The following is a 19048-nucleotide window of genomic DNA, read 5'->3' as shown; positions in this document are numbered from 1 at the left end:
TGCCGGCCTTTATTGCGCCTCGGCGCTGCATTCGGCGGCGATCGTCTGGACCCGCTCGTCGTTCTGTATATCGATCGCGCCCTCCTGCAGCGGCGTGAACAGGGCTTGCGCCTGCAATTTCCCCAGCGTGCACTGGCAGAAGCTGTGGCAGAGCGCTTCGCCTTGCTGCATGACGCAAGAGGCGTTGCATTGCCTTAGGTAAGTTGCGACCGGATCCGGGGCTTGCGGCGGGATGACGAGGGAAATCCCATAGGCGATGCCGATCAACACCGGCTGGTGGATGAGATAGAAGGCAAGGCTGTGGCGGCCGAGCCTTGCCGGCCACCAGGAGCCGGTGCCGACGGCGGCAAGCCGGTGCAGCAGCCTGGTTCTGATAGCGATCGAGGCGATACTCAATCCAGCGAAGAAGGGTGTCGCCCAGGGAAACAGCGGCACATAGTCGTTGGATCGTTCCGGCGCCACGGCAAGGCCGATCCAGGCGAGATATCGCGGATCGAAGAAGGATGAGCGAAGCAGGCCGGGTGGCCCGAAATTATCGGTGATCCAGGCGGCAAAGAGCGCGAGCGTGGCGATGAGCGTGAAGGCGAGCGGCAGTCTCAAGAAAACGACGCCGATGAGCGTGAGCACCGCGATACAATGCAGGATGCCGAAATAGATCCACTCGTTCGGCATCGCGATGCGCGTGGCGATCGAGATCACCGCGGCAGCCGCGGCGATCATGCCGAAGCGCTTCCAGAAGGACGGCCAGCGAATCTCAGGCCTGCTCGACAGCACCAGGCTGATGCCGACGATGAAGAGAAAGGTCGTGGCGATCGCCCGGGCATAGATCTTCAGCCAGCCGGTTTCGGCCGTGCCCGGCGCGAGATAGCCCATGAACTCCATGTCCCAGCTGAAATGGTACGTCGCCATCGCGATCAGCGCGACGCCGCGCGCCGTATCCAATAGACCGATGCGCGGCGGTCTTGCGGCCGCATCGGTTTTACTTGCCGGCAATGTCATCAAAGTCCCTCGGACAAATCATTTCCGCCGCTCGACGGCATATCGCGGCGAATAGCAGAAAGGTGGAGATTTGATGGCGGGCCGGTATCCATGATCGCCAGTCGCGCTTGCGAGAAGAATTGCCGGCGTGTGAGCACGACGATGACGATCGCCGTCGTCAACATGAAGACATAGGGGTTGATGAACCAGCCGAGATAGCCGATCGACAGGAAGATCGCCCTGAGGCCCTCGTTGAAATTGCTGCCGGCAATGACGTTCATGCGGATGACGCGTTCGGCGGCCCGCTCGGCGGCGATGACGTCGCGCTCGGTGTCGCGCATCATCGGGATCGAGCCGAAGAGGATGGTGCAGTAGTTGAACAGCCGGTAGGACCAGCCGAATTTGAAGAAGGCGTAGCCGAAAAGCGCTGCCAGCCCGCCGACCTTCATCTCGAACACGGCATGGCCGCCGTGGAAGACGAAGGGCAGGTCGGCGAAGACGGCGTCGACCTTCTCAGTCGCGCCGAGCAAAGCGAAACAGCTGCCGATCGCGAAGATCGAGGTCGAGGCAAAGAAAGCGGTGCCGTTCTGCAGGCCGGCCATGATCTGCGTGTCGATCATCTTCAGGTCGCGGCGCAGCGAATTATAGATCCACTCCCGACGCCGTTCGGTCATCGCATGGGTCAGGCTGGTGCGTCCGAAGAAGGTGCGGCCGTGCAGCAGCCGGGAATAGCCCATCCAGACACAAGCAAAGAAGGCCAGAGCAATATAATCCGCCGTCGTCATCAGTGAGCCTCCGCATGAGCGCGGCTACTACGCCGCAAGTCGGATTATGCCGCACAGCCGAGTTGGGCGCGTTACGCGGGCTTTTGGCCATGCGGCAGTTCGGCATAATCGAGCCGTCGGGAAACGACAAGGCTTGGTGGGTAGCAGACGGCACCAGGTTTCTGACGCCGGTGGGATCGGCCCGATTCCTCTCACACCATTGGATCATTGATGAGGGCATAGTTGCTATCCACGAAGACAGGCGGAATCTCGATGAGCGAGGCGCCTCTGGCTCCATGGTCGATGACCTCGAATACGGCGTTCAGCATGCCCTGGACGTCCTGCCGCACCATCTCGATCTCGTCGCCGAGTAGTGCCGCGAAGGGGTCCCAGTCGAAGCAGCCCATGACTGGGCTGTGATCGACATAGTGGCCGGAGCGCTTGATCCAACGCATGACGCCTTCGAGCGAAATGGTGGAATTCACGAACATGCCGCTCGGCACCTCACGCTCTGCCATGGCCAGCGCCTGAAGAGACATCTCGGCTTTTTCCGGTGCGTATCCGCAGGTCAGGATATGTCTCTCGTCGACCGGTATACCGATATCGGCATGGGCCGCGCGAAAGCCGCGCACGCGCTCCGCGGTGTTGTGATCGCTGCCGCGGCCACCGATGAAGAGAAGCGGGCGAGCCGCGCCCAGCTTGCGCTCGCTGTTGACGAGAATGCGCCGCGTCAATTCTCGGGCGCCGGTGAAATTGTCGGAAATGACAGAAGGGGCTTTGGTGCCGGGCAGATCGAGGTTGAGGCTTCCGACGCCCGCGGCTCCGCAGATATCACTGATGCGGTCGGGATCCGTGGCGCCGGTCGAGACCAGCCATTCGACCTGATAGGAAAGCATCGTCCTGGCCGCTTCGACCTCCAGTTCAGGGTCGCGGCGTGTGCAGGTGATGATCGGGAAAAGACCTCGCTCGCGTGCCATGGTCTCGAAGGTCTCGACGATCGATCCGAAATAGCGGTTGTCATATTTGGGCACGATCATGCCGATGATTTTCGACTTCTCCCGCCGAAGCAGGCTGGCCTGCATGTTGATGGCATAACCCTGCTCCTCCGCGAGCCGGGTGATTTTCTCCGCCAATTGACTGCTGATTCTACGCTTCTTCCAATTCCCGTTCAGCACGGCGCTGACAGCACTCGCCGACGTTCCGGCAAGCTCGGCTAAATCATAGATCGTGGTCTTTTTTGTCGGCCTGTCCTGATTCACTTATATCTCCACTTCGATCGCAACTTGACATTATTAGAAGAAGGTGGCAATTGTTGCTTCATCGATTGAGCAGTGTTGCTCAATCGATGAAATTGGTTGGCCGTGGAGGGTCGACCGGGGAGGTGTCCGGGAAAATCCACGATCATGACCCGCGTCGACCTGGTCGGCGAGGGCGGTGATACGCACGCTTTGCTGTCTCTGCAGCAAGGCTTGAGGAGAGGCTTGGGCATGAAACCGGAACACGCCTTTCGGCACGTGTTTATGCATTCAAAAGGAGGAAACCATGGAATTCCGTTCAATGATGATGGTGTCGGTTGCTGCCGCTGCCATGTTTGCCGGTTCGGCCTATGCGCAAGACGCCGCTACTGTTGCATTCCTGATGCCGGACCAGGCGTCGACGCGCTACGAGCAGCATGACTATCCGGGGTTCAAGGCGGAGATGGAGAAGCTGTGCGCGAAATGCACGGTCATCTACCAAAATGCCAATGCCGATACGGCGCTTCAGCAGCAGCAGTTCAATTCGGTCATCGCCCAGGGCGCCAAGGTTGTCGTGATCGACCCGGTTGACTCGGCGGCTGCGGCCGCGCTTGTCGAGATCGCACAGTCCCAGGACGTCAAGGTCATAGCCTATGACCGTCCGATCCCCACCAAGCCGGCGGATTTCTATGTGTCCTTCGACAATGAAGGCATCGGCCATGCCATCGCCGAGTCGCTGGTTCAGCATCTCAAGGCAAGCGGCGTTGCAGAAGGCGCCGGCCTGCTGCAGATCAATGGCTCTCCGACGGACGCGGCGGCTGGACTTATCCGTGACGGTATCCATCGCGGCCTGAAGGATTCCGGCTACAAGACACTTGCGGAATTCGACACGCCGGAATGGGCGCCGCCGAAAGCCCAGGAATGGGCCGCCGGTCAGATCACCCGCTTTGGTGCAGATATCAAGGGCGTTGTCGCCGCCAATGACGGCACGGGTGGCGGCGCGATCGCTGCCTTCAAGGCTGCAGGCGTAGACCCTGTTCCGCCGATCACCGGCAATGACGCGACGATCGCGGCCTTGCAGCTGATCATCTCCGGCGACCAGTACAACACCATTTCCAAACCGTCGGAAATCGTGGCTGCCGCTGCCGCCAAGGTGGCGGTACAGCTTCTGAAGGGCGAAAAGCCGGAAGCGAAGACCTCGCTTTACGACACGCCGTCCGAACTCTTCGTGCCGGCCGTCGTGACGGCAGACAACATCAAGGCAGAAATCTTCGACAAGAAGATCCAGACTCCTGAGGAGGTCTGCACCGGTGAATACGCCGAAGGCTGCAAGAAGCTCGGCATTACCAAGTAATAATTCTCCCGAGATCTCCGGCCGCGCCAAGGCGTGGCCGGAGATACCCCCGAACCTAAAAAGAGCGTCAAACCATGGTGCAAGAACACAGGGCGAACCCGGAGAAAGGTAGTCCCATTCTCCGGCTCACCAATATCTCAAAGAATTTTGGTGCGGTGTCGGCGCTGACCGATATTGATCTGGAAGTGCGTGCCGGCGAAGTCGTTGCTCTCGTCGGAGACAATGGCGCCGGCAAGTCGACCCTGATCAAGGTTCTGGCAGGTGTGCACCAGCCGTCGTCCGGAAAAATCGAGTTCTGCGGCCAGGAAGTGTCGCTCGACAGTCCAAGCCGTGCCCTTGAACTCGGCATCGCCACCGTGTTCCAGGATCTGGCCCTCTGCGAGAATCTCGACGTCGTCGCCAATCTCTTCCTGGGCCATGAATTGTCGCCGTGGAATCTCGATGAAATCGCCATGGAGGTCCGCGCCTGGACGCTCTTGAAAGAGCTGGCGGCGCGCATTCCATCGGTAAGAGAGCCGATTGCTTCGCTGTCGGGTGGCCAGCGCCAGACAGTTGCCATCGCGCGATCCCTGCTTCTCGACCCAAAAATTATCATGCTCGACGAACCGACCGCGGCGCTCGGCGTGGCGCAGACAGCCGAGGTGCTGAACCTCATCGAACGCGTCCGTGATCGCGGGTTGGGCGTCATCATCATCAGCCACAACATGGAAGATGTGCGCGCGGTTGCCGACCGCATCGTTGTCCTGCGCCTCGGGCGCAACAACGGCATCTTCAGCCCCGACGCATCCAATCAGGAACTCGTCGCATCCATCACCGGAGCCACAGAAAACTCCGTGTCGCGCCGCCTGGATCGCAAGACGGGCCACAACGAAAGCAGCGGGAGCGTCGCATGAGCGAGAATATGTCAAACAGCGATCAGGCTCTGGACCGTGGCGACATCAGGGTCAAACATGATGATGGCCTGGCCGGTATGTTCAGGAGTTTCGTCAATCGCGTGCGCTCCGGCGATCTCGGCATGCTGCCGGTGGCGGTGGGGCTGATCGTCATCTCGACGGTCTTCAGCATTCTCAACCCGATCTTCCTGGCGCCGAACAATCTCGTGAATCTGCTGTTCGATTGCGCGACCGTGGGCATCATCTCGCTCGGCATCGTCTGCGTCCTTCTGTTGGGCGAGATCGACCTGTCGGTCGGCTCAATGAGCGGCCTGTCATCGGCTATCATCGGCGTGCTCTGGGTCAACTCGGGTCTGCCTGTCTTCGTCGCGATCTTCGCGGCCCTCGCCACCGGCGCTTTTGTCGGCGCGCTCTACGCCCTGATGTACAATCGGCTGGGCATGCCGAGCTTCGTTGCCACGCTTGCCGGCCTACTCGCACTTCTCGGGTTGCAGCTCTATATCCTTGGCGCGACCGGAAGCATCAATCTTCCCTATGCCTCACCCCTGGTGCGCTTCGGTCAGATCCTGGTGATGCCGGATTGGATGTCGCATATTCTGGCATTGGTGCCGGGTCTCGTCATGATCATTGCCGGCTTTGCCATTCGCAAGCGCAGGCAATCGGTCAATCTCTCCTCGCGACCATTGAGCAATCTCCTGGTCAAGGTGGCCGTGCTGACGGTCGCTCTGGAATTCGCTGTTTATTATCTGAACCTCGGCCGCGGCGTGCCGTGGATGTTCGGCCTCTTCGTCGCGCTGGCCGTCATCTTGAACTATGCGCTGACGAAGACGCAGTGGGGGCGGTCGATGTTCGCCGTCGGCGGAAACCGTGAAGCGGCCCGCCGCTCGGGCATCAACGTCCGTCGCATCTATCTGAGCGCCTTCATGCTGTGCTCGACCTTGGGCGCCCTCGGTGGCATCCTCTCGGCATCTCGCCTGGCATCATCCAGCCAGCAGGCCGGCACCGGCGATGTCAATCTGAATGCGATCGCGGCAGCCGTCATCGGCGGGACAAGCCTGTTTGGCGGCCGTGGCAGCGCTTATTCGGCCCTGCTCGGCATCATTGTCATCCAGGCGATCTCCAATGGCCTTACCCTGCTCAATCTTAGTTCGTCCCTGCGCTACATGATCACCGGCGCGGTGCTGGCGATTGCTGTCATCGTCGACTCGCTTGCGCGCCGTTCGCGTGTCAGCCATGGCCGTGCCTAACAATAAACTGGAGGAAATCTCATGGCTGAACTGATGAAGGGCAAAGTTGCCGCAATCACCGGCGCCGCATCGGGCATCGGTCTGGAATGCGCCCGTACCTTGCTGGCGGAAGGCGCAACCGTGGTGCTGATCGACCGGGCCAAGGACAAGCTCGAAACGCTGTGCTCGGAACTCGGAGACCGAGCCAAGCCGCTGGTGGTCGATCTGCTCGACGGTAAGGAATTGTCCGGCATTCTGCCGCGCATTCTCGAGGTCGCCGGCAGTCTCGATATCTTCCATGCCAATGCCGGTGGCTATATTGGCGGTCCGGTCGTAGAAGGCGATCCGGATGCCTGGGACCGGATGCTCAACCTCAATATCAACGCTGCCTTCCGCTCGGTTCACGCAGTGCTGCCGCACATGATTGCGCAAAAGTCGGGCGACATCCTGTTCACCAGTTCGATTGCCGGTGTCGTGCCGGTTGTCTGGGAGCCGATCTACACGGCGTCGAAATTCGCGGTTCAGGCTTTTGTTCATTCGACCCGCCGACAGGTCGCAAAAGATGGGGTGCGCGTGGGCGCAATCCTGCCTGGTCCGGTGGTCACCGCTCTGCTCGACGACTGGCCGAAGGCCAAGATGGAGGAAGCGCTAGCCAATGGCAGTCTGATGCAGCCGAAGGAAGTAGCGGATGCCGTGCTCTTCATGCTGACGCGCCCTCGCAACGTCACCATTCGCGACCTCGTCATCCTGCCCAACAGCGTCGATCTCTGATCGACGCCGACGGCACCTTCCCAACATCCCAAGATATGCAAGAGCCAACATCATGATCGACGCAGCGAACACCACAGCGCCCGCCTCACGCTATCTCATCGGCGTCGATGTCGGCACTGGAAGCGCGCGTGCCGGGCTCTTTGATCTGGCGGGCCGGCTGCTGGCGGTGGCCAAGCGCGACATTTCCCTCTTCCGGGAAGCCGGCACCATTGCCGAGCAGTCGAGTACCGAAATCTGGGACGCCGTCTGTACTGTTATCCGCGAGGTGGTCATGGCTGCCGGGGTGGATACGACGGCGATCATTGGTCTTGGTTTTGATGCGACGTGCTCGCTGGTCGTGCTTGGCGGGGGCGGGCGCCCTCTCGCTGTCGGTTCGTCGGAGGATCCCAACCGCGACATCATCGTCTGGATGGACCACCGCGCTGTCGCCCAGGCGGAACGGATCAACGATATGGGGCACGATGTCCTGCGATATGTGGGCGGACGGATTTCGCCGGAGATGGAGACGCCGAAGATCCTTTGGCTAAAGGAGAATCGTCTGGAAACCTTTGATGCGGCGTGGCAGTTTTTCGACCTCGCCGATTTCCTCACTTGGAAGGCAACCGGCGACCTTGCGCGCTCCACCTGCACCGTGACCTGCAAATGGACCTACCTTGCCCACGAGCAAAGATGGGACCCAACCTATTTCCAAGAGATCGGCCTCGGGTCGCTTGCCGACGAAGGCTTCGCCCGGATCGGCACGCGCATCGTCGAGCCAGGAACGCCGCTAGGGCAGGGGCTGACGGCGGAGGCCGCGAAGGCCATGGGATTGCAGTCAGGAACTGCTGTCGCCGCTGGTATGATCGACGCTCATGCTGGCGGCATCGGCACCGTTGGTATCGGTGGCCGTCCGGGTGCCAATCTCGCCTATGTCTTCGGAACCTCGTCCTGTACCATGACATCCACCGCCGAGCCGGTCTTCGTGCCTGGCGTTTGGGGACCGTATTATTCAGCCATGGTCCCTGGTATGTGGCTCAATGAAGGGGGACAAAGTGCTGCCGGTGCCGCGATTGATCAACTGCTGGCCTTTCATCCCGCCGCAGTCGAAGCGCATGGGCTGGCAGAACAACGACATGTGCCGCTGCCGGTCCTGATCGCAAATGCCGCCGCTGAAAAAGCCGGCGCCATGTCGGAGGCCGTACGCCTGGCGGCGGGCCTGCATGTCGTTCCCGAATTTCTTGGCAATCGCGCACCTTTTGCCGATCCGCATGCCCGAGCGGTGATCGCAGGCCTTGGAATGAAGCGCGACTTCGACAGTCTCGTGGCGCTGTATGTGGCAGGGCTCTGTGGCATCGGCTACGGTCTGCGACAGATCATCGAGACCCAGGCTCAAGCCGGTGCGCATATCGAAAGCGTCGTCATCAGCGGCGGTGCGGGGCAGCATGAACTGGTCCGACAGATACTTGCCGACGCCTGTGGCGCGCCGGTGGTGGGGACCGTATCGGAAGAGCCGGTGCTGCTTGGTTCGGCTATCCTTGGAGCGGTCGCAGGCGGCGCCTTTCCGGACGTGGTCTCGGCGATGAAGCGGTTGTGCAGTCCCGCGCATGTTTATAGGCCGGCGGTGGGCGCGTTGGCGGAGATTCATGCCAAACGCTACTCGGCCTTTGCTGCACTACAGAAGCTGGCCAGAGAGCTGAAAGATAGTTGAGCTTTCAGAGCCGCCCGGCTGCCAGCGGTCGCGAAGTCGCCGTCGGCAAATTCACCGACTAGGTCGCGCTCCGCGTTAACTGCTTGTAAAGTCGCGACGGCCAATTGTTCAGGACTGAACCTGAACACCTGATTCAAAAGTGACCCATGAGTCGGCCGGATTACATCCCGAGTCTTGATGGCCTGCGCGGTGTCGCTGCGCTTCTCGTCGTTGGAGCCCATATTGGCCTTATCTTTCCGATCACAGCTCCGCATCTGGTGACGATGGGCGACGAAGCTGTCGGTTTGTTTTTTGCTCTCAGTGGCTTCCTGATGGCTCATCTCTACGGCTCACGGCCGGTCACGAGAGAAAACGTGCTGGATTTTCTTGTGAGCCGGTTTGCCCGCATCTATCCGGTTTACCTGGCGGCCGTCGTTCTCGTAGCGATGCTGTCGAGCATGCCAAATCTGGATTTTATTCAGCCGATCGCTGGCGGCACGGATTTTGTCCGACATGTCTTTCTTCTCGGCTCGAGTGGTGTTTTCTGGTCGATACCGCCCGAGATCCAATTCTATCTGCTCTTTCCTGCCCTGTGGCTTTGCTTGGCCCAGCCGCACCGCTATAGCGGCATGATTGTGGGCCTCACCGTGGCCGTCGTCGTGGATGGCCTCGTTGAATTGCCAGGCCCGGGAATAGTGCTCGTCTCTAAGCTTCCTTACTTTCTTTTCGGCGCACTTGCCGGGATCATGCATTCCTACTGGACTAGATGGATTCCATCTGCCCTCACAGGAATTTTAACGCTTTTCCTTCTGGCGGTGTTCTTCACTTACAGGCATATCTTGCCCGGTTTTTCCCCTGAATTTTGGAGCCTGCAAAGTGCGGTGGCCGCGGCCGTCATTGTCGGGCTCGTCGCTCGACAGCCTCCCGTCGCAGCCCGTATCCTGGCAGCTCCACCGGTACGGTTTCTGGGAAAGATCAGTTTTTCACTTTACCTTTTCCATGTCCCTATCATGTTTTTGGCGCGTTTGACCTTTGATGCCTTGATGCCCGAACCGGCGCTCATCGTGGTGACGCTTTGCATTGCGGTAGCCGGGGCATGGTTCATCCACGAGACGATAGAGGTTCCCGGCCGGCGGCTACTGGTCCTGATATGGCAGGACAATCGCTGGCGTCTGGTTTCGCGCGAAACTCCGGCCGACCAAATGGACCGCGCAATTCTCGGCCTGCAGGAGCTCGAAAAGCGCCTGGGGAACGGCGCAACGTCAGCCATGGCCGATCAACGACAAATCTCGACAACGGCCGAGCCCTGGGATGGAGCCGACGACACGGTCATTCAAGATGATCCCGACGAGAAGCTTCGCGCATAGCTCAGCTAAGTTCTTGGGCGAGTCCGATGAGAAGCCCTCCAGGCCCGCGGATGTAGCAGAGCCGATAGGTATCCTGATAATCCACGACATCACCAACGAGCTGCGCGCCGCGCTTGCGGAGCCTTTCAAGCGTCTCGTCGATGTCATCAAGGGCGAACATGACGCGGAGGTAGCCTAGAGCGTTCACCGGGGCATTGCGGTGATCCGCAACGGTAGGCGGCCTGAGGAAGCGGGAGAGCTCGAGCCGGCTGTGGCCATCAGGCGTGCGCATCATGGCAATCTCGACGTGCTGATCGCCCAGTCCAGTCACACGTCCAGCCCATTCTCCTTCGATCATGGCCCGCCCTTCGAGCTCGAGGCCGAGGTCGCGAAAGAAATCAATCGTCTCTTCGAGGTCATCGACGACGATTCCCACGTTATCCATCCGTTTGAGCGCCATGTGTCCAATCTCCCAATCTGCAAGGTGTCGTCTAGCATCGACGTCAGCAGGACATTGGGAGTCGGGGCAGACTGTCAAGATAAGGCTACCAGTTCTTCCGCCGCATAGGCTTTGAATGCAGCAATGAGTGCCAAGGCGGACCGCTCGGTTTGGGCATGACCCCGAAAATCGGATTCGATTTTCGGCAAGGATTATGCGCACACTCAAAGTGCCTGCGCATCCTATTGGACACGCGGCGCTCCAGTGTGCAGCCGGAATGTCGCACCGGCTCCATGCGATGTCGGTGGCTCGCACGGATTCGAAACCGACCTCGCTTAAGCTTGCATCCTCGTATTCAGAAGGCGCACCCATGTTTCTCTCGGTATTCGATGTCTTCAAGATCGGTGTCGGGCCGTCGAGCTCACACACGATGGGTCCGATGTCGGCGGCCAACCGGTTTCTCGAGCTGATCCTCTCGAACGAATGGCCGCGCCCGTCATCGGGCGCGCAGGTCACAGCCATCAAGGTCAGCCTGCACGGCTCGCTCGCCCATACCGGGATCGGCCACGGCACGGGCAGGGCTGTCATTCTCGGGCTAATGGGCGAAGCGCCCGACAGCGTCGACCCCGACAGAATGGACGGCATCGTCGACACCGTGGAGCGCACTGGCCGCATCACGCCGGAGGGCCATCCCGCCTATCAATTCCAGCCGAAGACCGACCTGATCTTCGACAAAAAACAGCCGCTGCCCGGCCATGCCAACGGCATGGTCTTTTCCGCCTATGACAGGGACGGTCGGCTTCTCGTCAAGCGCATCTATTATTCGGTCGGCGGCGGCTTCGTCGTCACCGACACCGAGCTCGAGCAGATGCGCGCGAAGAAGAACGCGCCCGGCGGCACGCGTGTGCCCTATCCCTTCTCCACCGCCAAGCAGATGCTCGAGATGGCGGAACGCTCAGGGTTGTCGATCGCCCAGATGAAGCGGGCGAACGAGGAGAGCCAGCGCAGCCAAGAGGAGCTCGACCAGGGGCTTGACCGTATCTGGGAGGCAATGCGCTCCTGCATCGAGCGCGGCCTCAAGGTCGACGGCATCATGCCGGGCGGCCTCAACGTCAAGCGTCGCGCCCGCAGGATTCACGACAAGCTGGAGGAGGAGTGGCGCAGCAACCGCATCAACCCGCTGCTCGCCAATGACTGGCTGAGCGTCTATGCGATGGCCGTCAACGAGGAGAATGCAGCCGGCGGGCGCGTCGTCACGGCGCCGACCAATGGTGCTGCCGGCGTCATTCCGGCGACGATCCGCTATTACGAGCATTTCCACGAGGACTGGGACCAGAACGGCATCCGCGATTACCTGCTGACGGCCGCCGCCATCGGCGGCATCATCAAGCATAATGCCTCGATCTCTGGCGCTGAGGTCGGCTGTCAGGGCGAGGTCGGCTCGGCGGCGGCGATGGCGGCCGCGGGCCTGGCCGCCGTCATGGGCGGCACGCCGGAACAGATTGAAAACGCCGCCGAAATCGCGCTCGAACATCATCTCGGCATGACCTGCGATCCGATCGCCGGCCTGGTGCAGGTTCCCTGCATCGAACGTAACGCGCTCGGTGCCGTCAAGGCCGTCACGGCGGCCTCGCTCGCCATCAAGGGCGACGGCCAGCATTTCGTGCCGCTCGATGCCTGTATCGAGACGATGCGCCAGACCGGCCACGACATGAGCGAGAAATACAAGGAAACCTCGACCGGCGGCCTTGCCGTCAACGTCGTCGAATGCTGAGTTTGTGGACATCAGGTGCTTGAAGCTTGACGCTCGCTGCCAAAAGGATTTCAACGGCAGCATGGCATTGCATCTCATCAAACTCTGCGTCGGCGCCGACTCGATAGACGATCTGCGCGAATGGGTGGCGGAACGCTCGCTGCGCGCCATCGCCGCCGGGCTCGAGCCGCATTCGGTGCATACGACGCGCATGGCGCCGAAACGTATGGAGGAACTGCTTGACGGCGGCTCGCTCTACTGGGTGATCAAGGGGCAGGTGCAGGCGAGGCAGAAGCTGCTCGACATCGAGGCCTTCACCGACGGCGAAGGCATTTCGCGCTGCCGCCTGATGCTCGGCCCTGAGGTCATCGAGACTGCTGTGCAGCCGAAACGTCCCTTCCAGGGCTGGCGTTATTACACTGAGGACGACGTGCCGCGCGACCTGACAAGCCTTGGCGCCGGCATTGCCGAAATGCCCGCGGATCTTCGCCGCGAGCTTACGGACCTTGGTCTGCTCTAATCCCTGAAAATCGAAGCGATTTCCGGAATGGTTCATGCGTGGATTGAACGTCCTCCGCGCGGCCTTTCGGGCGCGCGGTCCTGTGCAGTTCAGCGCAGGCGCAGTTGCACCGGCGCACTGCCGTCCGGCGAGGTTACATGCAGATGGATGCGGGCTTCGGGCTGGGAATAGCGCCAGGCGCGCGCACCATGGCACAGCAGCAGATTGATGAGATCCCGGGTCTTCGGAGACTTCGCCTTCGGCCGCTGCAGGCCGATCTCGGCGAGGCGCAAAGCCGCCTCGTGCAGCGGATGGAGGGATGAGCGCCCCTTGGCCGCCATGCGGCGGTCTGAAGGCATTCCCGGAACATTCTCATTGATCGCCATTGTTTTCCTCGTACGCAGTACTGATCGAGTTCAAGAACGGTGGCCGGAAACGCAAACACCGATTCCGGCCGTCACCAATGCCGCCGGCCATCTTGCAGGCGGCATCGAATAGCTCATTGGGCAGCCGCCCAGCACTTGATGCCGGCCTTCTTCAAGGCCTTGCAGGCGTTGACGGCGTCGCGCTGATCGTCGAAGCCGCCGAAGCGGGCGCGGTAAAGCTGATCACCACCAGCGGCGTAGGCGACCGCGAAAGGCTTTGCTGAGGCTAATGCCTTGCCGCCCTTGCTCTTGGCGCCCTCCAGGAGATCCAGGGCCATCTGCCGGCTCGGCGAGACGCCGACCTGCACCACCCAGCCGGTCGGACCGGTGCTAGTTGAAGCAGCGCGAGTCGGGGAGGGAGTGGTCGAGGCCGTGGTGACGCTATCGACCGACGTATCGCCCTGTTCCGACGGCATAGATGCGGGCGTCGGCTTTGGTGCGGCGACCGCTGCCTGCTGCTTGAAGGTCATGGTCTTGACCTTGGTCGGCGCCGGCATCGGCTGTGCTACCAGCGGATTGTCGGATTTCGGTGCAGCGGTCTCGGTATAGGCGACCTCGGTCTCGGCGACCTGATAGCGCGCATCCGGCAGCGGGCCTTTGTGCGGCAGGCTGAGATCGGCAGCGGCGGCTGAAACCGGCGGCTGCGCTGCGGTGATCGTCCTTGCGACCTGCTGCTGAGCCTTCTTCGGCTGGACCGGAGCGGGCGTCACGATCATCGCCGGGGCAGGGGCTGCCTGGGCGATCAGCGCCGACGATCCGCCACGGCTCGATGCCTTCGGCAGGTAGGTGGCGATCAGATTGCGCATCTGGGCATCGCGGGCGGGCGTCGAGGCGCCACCCATCACGACGCCGACAATCGATTTGCCATCGACCTGTACCGAGCTTACCAGGTTGAAGCCGGCAGCGCGGGTGTAACCGGTCTTGATGCCGTCGACGCCGCGCACTGAGCCGACCAGGCGGTTGTGGCTGCGGATCGTGCGGCTGCCGAACTTGAAGGCGCGTGTAGAGAAGTAGCCGTAATATTGCGGGAAATGCTGGCGAAGGGCGATGCCGAGGCGGGCCTGGTCACGCGCCGTCGTCATCTGCGCCGTATTCGGCAGGCCGTTGGCATTGCGATAGGTGGTGCGCGTCATGCCGAGCGCGTGCGCCTTGGCGGTCATCAGCTGGGCGAAGCGATCCTCGCTGCCGCCAGCCAGCATTTCGCCGAGTGCGGTTGCGGCATCATTGGCTGACAGGGTGACGAGACCAAGAATGCCTTGTTCGACGGTGATCGTACCGCCGGCGCGTACGCCGAGCTTGGTCGGCGCCTGGGCTGACGCATGGGCGGAGAAGGGAACCGGCGTATCGAGGCGGATGCGACCCTGCTCCAATGCCTCGAAGGTCATGTAGAGGGTCATCATCTTGGTCAGGGAGGCGGGGTATTGCAGCCTGTCGGCGTTCTCACTGTAGAGAACGTTGCCAGTCTTGGCGTCGACGACGATGCCTGCATATTTCGGATTTGCCGCTTCCGCGTCGGCATTCACCGAATCGACCATGACGATCGTGACGGCCACCGAAAGGATCGCCAGCAGCCTTGCGAAAAAACTGCCGGATCGGGACGATGATACGGAGGAGACTGACCTTGACACTATTCCACTCTTCGCTTGCATTTCAGATATTTGGCACTTCAGATTTTGGCAGGAACCGCACACCTCCCGCCGCACAGCTCGTCTTCTAAAATTACCGGTTGGGCGTTACCAATCCGTTTATGATGAATCGTTTATTTCGCTGTCCGGGGAGCATTTTAGGGTGTTGTCGCAGAACGGTTCACAAGACGCGTGTCTACAAAGGTGCGGATAGCGGCATCAATATGTTCCCAGTCGTCGAGATGGCTGCTTGAGAAGCGGTAAAGAACGCTGAGATCCCGACCGACCTTGATATCGCGCTGACAATCTCCGCCCGCCGCCTTATCCGGGGCTGACGGCAAGATGCAGCGCACGACATAATCCGGCCCGCCCTTGACGGGCGCCGTCAGCAGCACCTCGTCGCCGTAACCCGCATCGGCGCGAAGACGGTGCAACGTCAGCCCGTCGCGGAAGGGCTCGGCCGGTCCTTCGAGCAGATGCGAATAGATCGGCTCCAGCCGCCCGGACATGTCGCGCGACATGGTGCTCTGGGTGATCTGCAGAAAGATCAGCCCGGAGGATTGGGCGATGTCGTCGAATCGAAGATGATTTTCCTTGCCGTAACCCTGCATTTCCGGCCAGGCGAGATAGAGATCGACGCGCTCGGCGGCGCCTTCATGCCTTTGACTCGGGAAACGGATGGCATTCTCGGGGAGTTTCACGGTGTCGCGGCCGATGGCCAGCTGGATTTCAACCGTGCTGTCGGTGTTGCCGGCGAGCGAGATATGCCGGCCGAACCAACGGCCGCCGATGCTGATGGCAACGGTCAGGACCGCCAGGACTGAGATCACCGCCATCGTTCGGAGGAGAAACCCCATGGAAAGAAACGGCTGCTCGTCGGGTGCGCTGTGCGCGGCATGGCTCATGGCGGTTCTTCGCGTTTCGGTCCGCCACAGGAAGAACATGAGCCGCCGGTGCCGATGATGAATCTCATCGCCATGATCGAACCGGCATGGTTAATAATCCGCTAATGCACTGATGGGTAAACCTAAAAAGGGGCGAGCCGCTCCCGGGACAGCGGGAACGGCTCTTGGGCACCGGTCGGGGACGGGATGCGGGGACTGACCGGGCCGCAGGCAGCAACCGGCAATGGCCGGCAGGCTGTTCTTACTTGACGCTACCGACCGCGACGGCGCGGCCATCCTGAAGCTTCGACCAGCGGGCCGGATCGTCGGCGGACTGGCGCTTCAGATAGGTGTATTCGGTGTCCGACCACAGCAGCACCTTGTTGCGCATGTTGTCGAGGATGAAGTCGCCATGATCGGTACGAACAGTCAGCACGGCATGGCCTTCGCCATTCGGCTGCAGCACGACGGTGATCAGCGTGTCGGACGGCGAGAAACCGTCATCGATCAGCATCTTGCGCTTCAGCAGGGCGTAATCCTCGCAGTCGCCGACGGTGCGCGGATAGGTCCAGCGCTCCTCGACACCGTAGATCTGCTCATCCGTCATCGGCTGGATCGTCGAATTGACGGCGTAATTGACCTTGAGAATTTCCTTCCAGCGATCCTCGGTGAGGATGGCCGGTCCGGCATCGCCGCCGACCTCGACACATTCGGTCGGGTTGGCCTTGCAGAATTCGTAGTGTCCGATCGGCGGGCTGGCATTGCCTGCCAGCGCCATGCTGGCGGGCATCGCCTGTCCCGAACCCGCCATTGCCATCATGATCGCACCGGCCAGGAGGCCGCCTTTCAGGATATTCGCAGTTGTCATTGCCGCCTCCCCGTAAGTTGAGGTGACAATGGCACAGACGTTTTTATCTCACGCAAAATTACGCAATAGAATTAAAGGCTTAGTTGATTCAAATACCGATAAAGCTTGGCTAAAAACAGATTCGAATGCGCATAAAATTCGATGCAGATTTGTCGTGAATTCGTTTAAAATTTTAATGCACACAACAAGGCTTTCGCCCGCGAAAAGGTTGCGTTGTCGTCCTGATGTTAAGGATTTTCGTTGAGCCGGATAAATTCCGCCGGCCGATAAGCGATCTGCGGCGGGGTGCCGGCGGCCGGCGATGCCGCCGGAATGGGCCGATTCGGCCGGTTCAAAAGCAGAATATCACTCAGATCGCCGATTCCGGCGGGGAGATTATTTTTGCTAGATATCGCGAAATCGATCGGTGGCAGTCACAATCGACGCGCTCATATCCGGATTTGCGATGGAATGGGCAGCATGCGGAAGGATGCTGAGCTCGCTTTGCGGCCAGGCGCGGGCGAGTTCCCAAGCCGTGACGAGCGGCGCCTCGATATCGAACCTTCCCTGCAGCAGGATACCGGGGATGCCGGTGAGCCGCGCGGCATTCTTCAAAAGCTGGCCGTCCTCCAGCCAGGCGCCGTTGCTGAAGTAGTGGGTGATGATGCGGGCGCGCGTCAGCAAATAGGCCGGATCGGCCCAACGGCGCGGCCGGCCTTGAGGATCGGCGAGCAGGATCGAGGCCGCCTCCCAGTCATGCCAGTCGCGCGCCGCCTGGAGGCGCGTTTCCGGGTCCGGATCGTTGAGGAGACGATGATAGGCGGCAACCATGTCCTCGTCTCGTCCCTGGCTGCATGGAGGGACCGCCTGGCGGAAACGGTGCCATTCTTCCGGAAAGAGCGGCGCCATGCCACGATAAAGCCAGTCGATTTCCGACTGCCGGGTGGTGGTCACGCCTGACACGACGATCGCCGCGACGCGCTCCGGATGGGTTTCGGCATAGGCGAGCGCCAGCGTCGAACCCCAGGAATTGCCGAAAAGGAGCCAACTGTCGATGCCGAGATAGGCCCGCAGCCGCTCGATATCGGCAACGAGATGCCAGGTGGTGTTGAGGGAGAGATCGGTTTCAGGATCGGCAGCACTCGGCAGGCTGCGGCCGCAATTGCGCTGATCGAACAGAATGATTCGGTAGGTATCGGGATCGAAATAGCGCCGCGCCGCAGTCGAACAGCCGGAGCCAGGCCCGCCATGCAGCACCAGTGCCGGTCGGCCCGCCGGATTGCCGCAGGCCTCCCAATAGATCAGGTTGCCGTCGCCCGTATCGAGATGACCATGATCACAGGGTTCGATTTCGGGATAAAGAGCTGACATCGGCGGCCTCTCGAATTGAAGCGGGCCTTATCCGCTATATCCGTGACGAAGGGATAAACGGGCGAGGGCAAGGCACAGCGCTCTCATTGGGTAAGATCGGTGTCGCAGCTTGTTCCACTCATAATATTAGCTACCGACTGGGTGGAACGACTTGCGACAGGTTTCGCGCTTGCTTTCCAAAGCTAGATTCGTTGCCGCTTGCAAAGCTCCTGCCGTGAAGTGCAGGCTTTTCAACGCGACCTGACCGGGTGCGCACCGGAGGGCAGCGTCATTTCAGCAGCTGTTACAGGAATTCGCGCAGCGTCTCGCGGGACTGGATCGACAGGAATTCGATCGCCACACCTTCGACGAAGTGGCGCACGACGCGGCCGCGCATGTTACCGAGACGCACGGCCGTTCCGATCGAAGGGCGCATCTCGACGTCGACGGCAGCGCCCGACAGCGAAAGGTCCATGATGCGGCAGGAATAACGCGTGCCGTCCTCGAGCGTCAGCTCGGTCTTCGTGTCGCGTGGCGTCAAACGATCATGGCGGCGATCCTCGGGCAGGCCGAGTTCGTGCTTGTTGGCAAGCCAGGTGAGCTGGGCGGCGAGCTTCTCGCGCTTCCGGTCTGTGGCGTTGATCGACATGGTGAAGCCGCGGCCATCGATCGTCTGGACATAACCTTCGACGCGGCCGAGATGGTCGATATAGGCGACGACGCGTTCGTTGGCACGCGGCCGGCCGAGGCAGGTGACGTACATATCGCCAGGCGACATGTCGATCACCATGCATTCGAATTCCTCGTAGTTCGCAAGCATCAGCCGGCCCTGCATATTGATGGGCACGCGCTGAAAAACGCCCTGTTCAGGGCGCGGCGCAGGTCGTTGCGTCTGAGCTGGCTGGAACGAGTGCATCAAGGGCTTCTTCATGAAAATCACAGAGACCGATCTTTACCCACAATCCATTAACAGAAGGTTGTTTTGCCCGGTCG

Annotated in this window: 18 protein-coding genes; 8 read left to right on the top strand and 10 right to left on the bottom strand. The window is 60.8% G+C overall.

Annotation, left to right across the window (positions count from 1 at the left end; genetic code table 11):
* Window positions 1-9: 9 nt before the first annotated feature.
* The 3 genes from V8P77_RS26685 to V8P77_RS26675 form a co-directional block, all read right to left on the bottom strand.
* Window positions 10-999 (bottom strand): heparan-alpha-glucosaminide N-acetyltransferase, encoded by a 990-nt coding sequence (locus tag V8P77_RS26685; protein ID WP_335915025.1) that lies wholly within the window; start codon window positions 997-999, stop codon window positions 10-12.
* Entirely contained in the window at window positions 999-1763 is a 765-nt protein-coding gene (locus tag V8P77_RS26680; protein WP_335915024.1) for a DUF599 domain-containing protein, read from the bottom strand. Before V8P77_RS26680 ends, V8P77_RS26685 begins: the two co-directional genes overlap by 1 nt.
* Window positions 1764-1954: 191 nt before the next feature.
* Window positions 1955-3001: a LacI family DNA-binding transcriptional regulator gene (locus tag V8P77_RS26675; RefSeq protein ID WP_335915023.1), complete on the bottom strand. Its 1047-nt coding sequence runs from the start codon at window positions 2999-3001 to the stop codon at window positions 1955-1957.
* A 283-nt stretch (window positions 3002-3284) separates the two neighbouring features.
* On the opposite strand from V8P77_RS26675, the gene V8P77_RS26670 reads away from it, so the two are divergent.
* From V8P77_RS26670 to V8P77_RS26645, 6 genes are all read left to right on the top strand, one after another.
* Complete coding sequence (locus V8P77_RS26670) at window positions 3285-4331, top strand: ABC transporter substrate-binding protein (protein ID WP_025394674.1); 1047 nt, start codon at window positions 3285-3287, stop codon at window positions 4329-4331.
* 74 nt (window positions 4332-4405) lie between these two features.
* On the top strand, window positions 4406-5224 hold the full coding sequence (locus tag V8P77_RS26665; RefSeq protein ID WP_335915022.1) for an ATP-binding cassette domain-containing protein: 819 nt from the start codon (window positions 4406-4408) through the stop codon (window positions 5222-5224).
* Window positions 5221-6471 carry a sugar ABC transporter permease gene (locus V8P77_RS26660; RefSeq protein ID WP_335915021.1) on the top strand — a complete coding sequence of 417 codons (1251 nt, stop codon included), beginning with the start codon at window positions 5221-5223 and terminating at the stop codon, window positions 6469-6471. Before V8P77_RS26665 ends, V8P77_RS26660 begins: the two co-directional genes overlap by 4 nt.
* A gap of 21 nt (window positions 6472-6492) precedes the next feature.
* The gene (locus tag V8P77_RS26655; RefSeq protein ID WP_335915020.1) at window positions 6493-7221 is read left to right on the top strand and encodes an SDR family oxidoreductase; all 729 of its coding nucleotides are present in this window, start codon (window positions 6493-6495) and stop codon (window positions 7219-7221) included.
* A gap of 52 nt (window positions 7222-7273) precedes the next feature.
* Window positions 7274-8908, top strand: a complete 1635-nt coding sequence (locus V8P77_RS26650) for an FGGY-family carbohydrate kinase (protein ID WP_335915018.1) — start codon at window positions 7274-7276, stop codon at window positions 8906-8908.
* Between the two features lie 146 nt (window positions 8909-9054).
* Window positions 9055-10254, top strand: a complete 1200-nt coding sequence (locus V8P77_RS26645) for an acyltransferase family protein (protein WP_335915016.1) — start codon at window positions 9055-9057, stop codon at window positions 10252-10254.
* 1 nt (window position 10255) lies between these two features.
* Here V8P77_RS26645 and V8P77_RS26640 read toward each other — a convergent pair whose 3' ends face one another.
* Window positions 10256-10693: a VOC family protein gene (locus V8P77_RS26640; protein ID WP_335915014.1), complete on the bottom strand. Its 438-nt coding sequence runs from the start codon at window positions 10691-10693 to the stop codon at window positions 10256-10258.
* A 349-nt stretch (window positions 10694-11042) separates the two neighbouring features.
* Between V8P77_RS26640 and V8P77_RS26635 the strand changes: the two genes are divergently transcribed.
* Window positions 11043-12446, top strand: a complete 1404-nt coding sequence (locus V8P77_RS26635) for an L-serine ammonia-lyase (RefSeq protein ID WP_335915013.1) — start codon at window positions 11043-11045, stop codon at window positions 12444-12446.
* 61 nt (window positions 12447-12507) lie between these two features.
* Entirely contained in the window at window positions 12508-12945 is a 438-nt protein-coding gene (locus V8P77_RS26630; protein WP_335915011.1) for a DUF1489 family protein, read from the top strand.
* A gap of 89 nt (window positions 12946-13034) precedes the next feature.
* On the opposite strand, the gene V8P77_RS26625 is transcribed toward V8P77_RS26630, so the two are convergent.
* The 6 genes from V8P77_RS26625 to V8P77_RS26600 form a co-directional block, all read right to left on the bottom strand.
* Window positions 13035-13310 (bottom strand): hypothetical protein, encoded by a 276-nt coding sequence (locus tag V8P77_RS26625; protein ID WP_003539905.1) that lies wholly within the window; start codon window positions 13308-13310, stop codon window positions 13035-13037.
* Window positions 13311-13423: 113 nt separating this feature from the next.
* On the bottom strand, window positions 13424-14998 hold the full coding sequence (locus V8P77_RS26620; RefSeq protein ID WP_335915010.1) for a serine hydrolase: 1575 nt from the start codon (window positions 14996-14998) through the stop codon (window positions 13424-13426).
* A gap of 134 nt (window positions 14999-15132) precedes the next feature.
* A complete protein-coding gene (locus V8P77_RS26615) occupies window positions 15133-15918 on the bottom strand; it encodes a hypothetical protein (protein ID WP_335915009.1) in 786 nt (261 codons plus the stop codon).
* A 202-nt stretch (window positions 15919-16120) separates the two neighbouring features.
* Window positions 16121-16726, bottom strand: a complete 606-nt coding sequence (locus V8P77_RS26610) for a transglutaminase-like cysteine peptidase (protein ID WP_221943432.1) — start codon at window positions 16724-16726, stop codon at window positions 16121-16123.
* A gap of 384 nt (window positions 16727-17110) precedes the next feature.
* Window positions 17111-18076, bottom strand: coding sequence for a prolyl aminopeptidase (pip, locus tag V8P77_RS26605; protein WP_335915007.1), 966 nt, complete (start codon window positions 18074-18076; stop codon window positions 17111-17113).
* 283 nt (window positions 18077-18359) lie between these two features.
* On the bottom strand, window positions 18360-18971 hold the full coding sequence (locus V8P77_RS26600) for a PilZ domain-containing protein (protein ID WP_003539887.1): 612 nt from the start codon (window positions 18969-18971) through the stop codon (window positions 18360-18362).
* Between the last annotated feature and the right edge of the window lie 77 nt (window positions 18972-19048).

It is taken from the genome of Rhizobium aouanii (assembly GCF_037002925.1).
Classification (GTDB): Bacteria; Pseudomonadota; Alphaproteobacteria; order Rhizobiales; family Rhizobiaceae; genus Rhizobium; species Rhizobium aouanii.
This window is presented reverse-complemented; position numbering and strand designations above follow the sequence as displayed.

Excerpts from the sequence above, each read along its gene's own strand:
- V8P77_RS26670 (WP_025394674.1), top strand. The coding sequence starts at position 3,285 with ATGGAATTCCGTTCAATGATGATGGTGTCGGTTGCTGCCGCTGCCATG.
- V8P77_RS26630 (WP_335915011.1), top strand. The coding sequence starts at position 12,508 with ATGGCATTGCATCTCATCAAACTCTGCGTCGGCGCCGACTCGATAGAC.
- V8P77_RS26665 (WP_335915022.1), top strand. The coding sequence starts at position 4,406 with ATGGTGCAAGAACACAGGGCGAACCCGGAGAAAGGTAGTCCCATTCTC.
- V8P77_RS26680 (WP_335915024.1), bottom strand. The coding sequence starts at position 1,763 with ATGACGACGGCGGATTATATTGCTCTGGCCTTCTTTGCTTGTGTCTGG.
- V8P77_RS26620 (WP_335915010.1), bottom strand. The coding sequence starts at position 14,998 with ATGCAAGCGAAGAGTGGAATAGTGTCAAGGTCAGTCTCCTCCGTATCA.
- V8P77_RS26600 (WP_003539887.1), bottom strand. The coding sequence starts at position 18,971 with ATGCACTCGTTCCAGCCAGCTCAGACGCAACGACCTGCGCCGCGCCCT.
- V8P77_RS26610 (WP_221943432.1), bottom strand. The coding sequence starts at position 16,726 with ATGACAACTGCGAATATCCTGAAAGGCGGCCTCCTGGCCGGTGCGATC.
- V8P77_RS26685 (WP_335915025.1), bottom strand. The coding sequence starts at position 999 with ATGACATTGCCGGCAAGTAAAACCGATGCGGCCGCAAGACCGCCGCGC.
- V8P77_RS26640 (WP_335915014.1), bottom strand. The coding sequence starts at position 10,693 with ATGGCGCTCAAACGGATGGATAACGTGGGAATCGTCGTCGATGACCTC.
- V8P77_RS26615 (WP_335915009.1), bottom strand. The coding sequence starts at position 15,918 with ATGTTCTTCCTGTGGCGGACCGAAACGCGAAGAACCGCCATGAGCCAT.
- V8P77_RS26655 (WP_335915020.1), top strand. The coding sequence starts at position 6,493 with ATGGCTGAACTGATGAAGGGCAAAGTTGCCGCAATCACCGGCGCCGCA.
- pip (WP_335915007.1), bottom strand. The coding sequence starts at position 18,076 with ATGTCAGCTCTTTATCCCGAAATCGAACCCTGTGATCATGGTCATCTC.
- V8P77_RS26645 (WP_335915016.1), top strand. The coding sequence starts at position 9,055 with ATGAGTCGGCCGGATTACATCCCGAGTCTTGATGGCCTGCGCGGTGTC.
- V8P77_RS26635 (WP_335915013.1), top strand. The coding sequence starts at position 11,043 with ATGTTTCTCTCGGTATTCGATGTCTTCAAGATCGGTGTCGGGCCGTCG.
- V8P77_RS26660 (WP_335915021.1), top strand. The coding sequence starts at position 5,221 with ATGAGCGAGAATATGTCAAACAGCGATCAGGCTCTGGACCGTGGCGAC.
- V8P77_RS26650 (WP_335915018.1), top strand. The coding sequence starts at position 7,274 with ATGATCGACGCAGCGAACACCACAGCGCCCGCCTCACGCTATCTCATC.
- V8P77_RS26625 (WP_003539905.1), bottom strand. The coding sequence starts at position 13,310 with ATGGCGATCAATGAGAATGTTCCGGGAATGCCTTCAGACCGCCGCATG.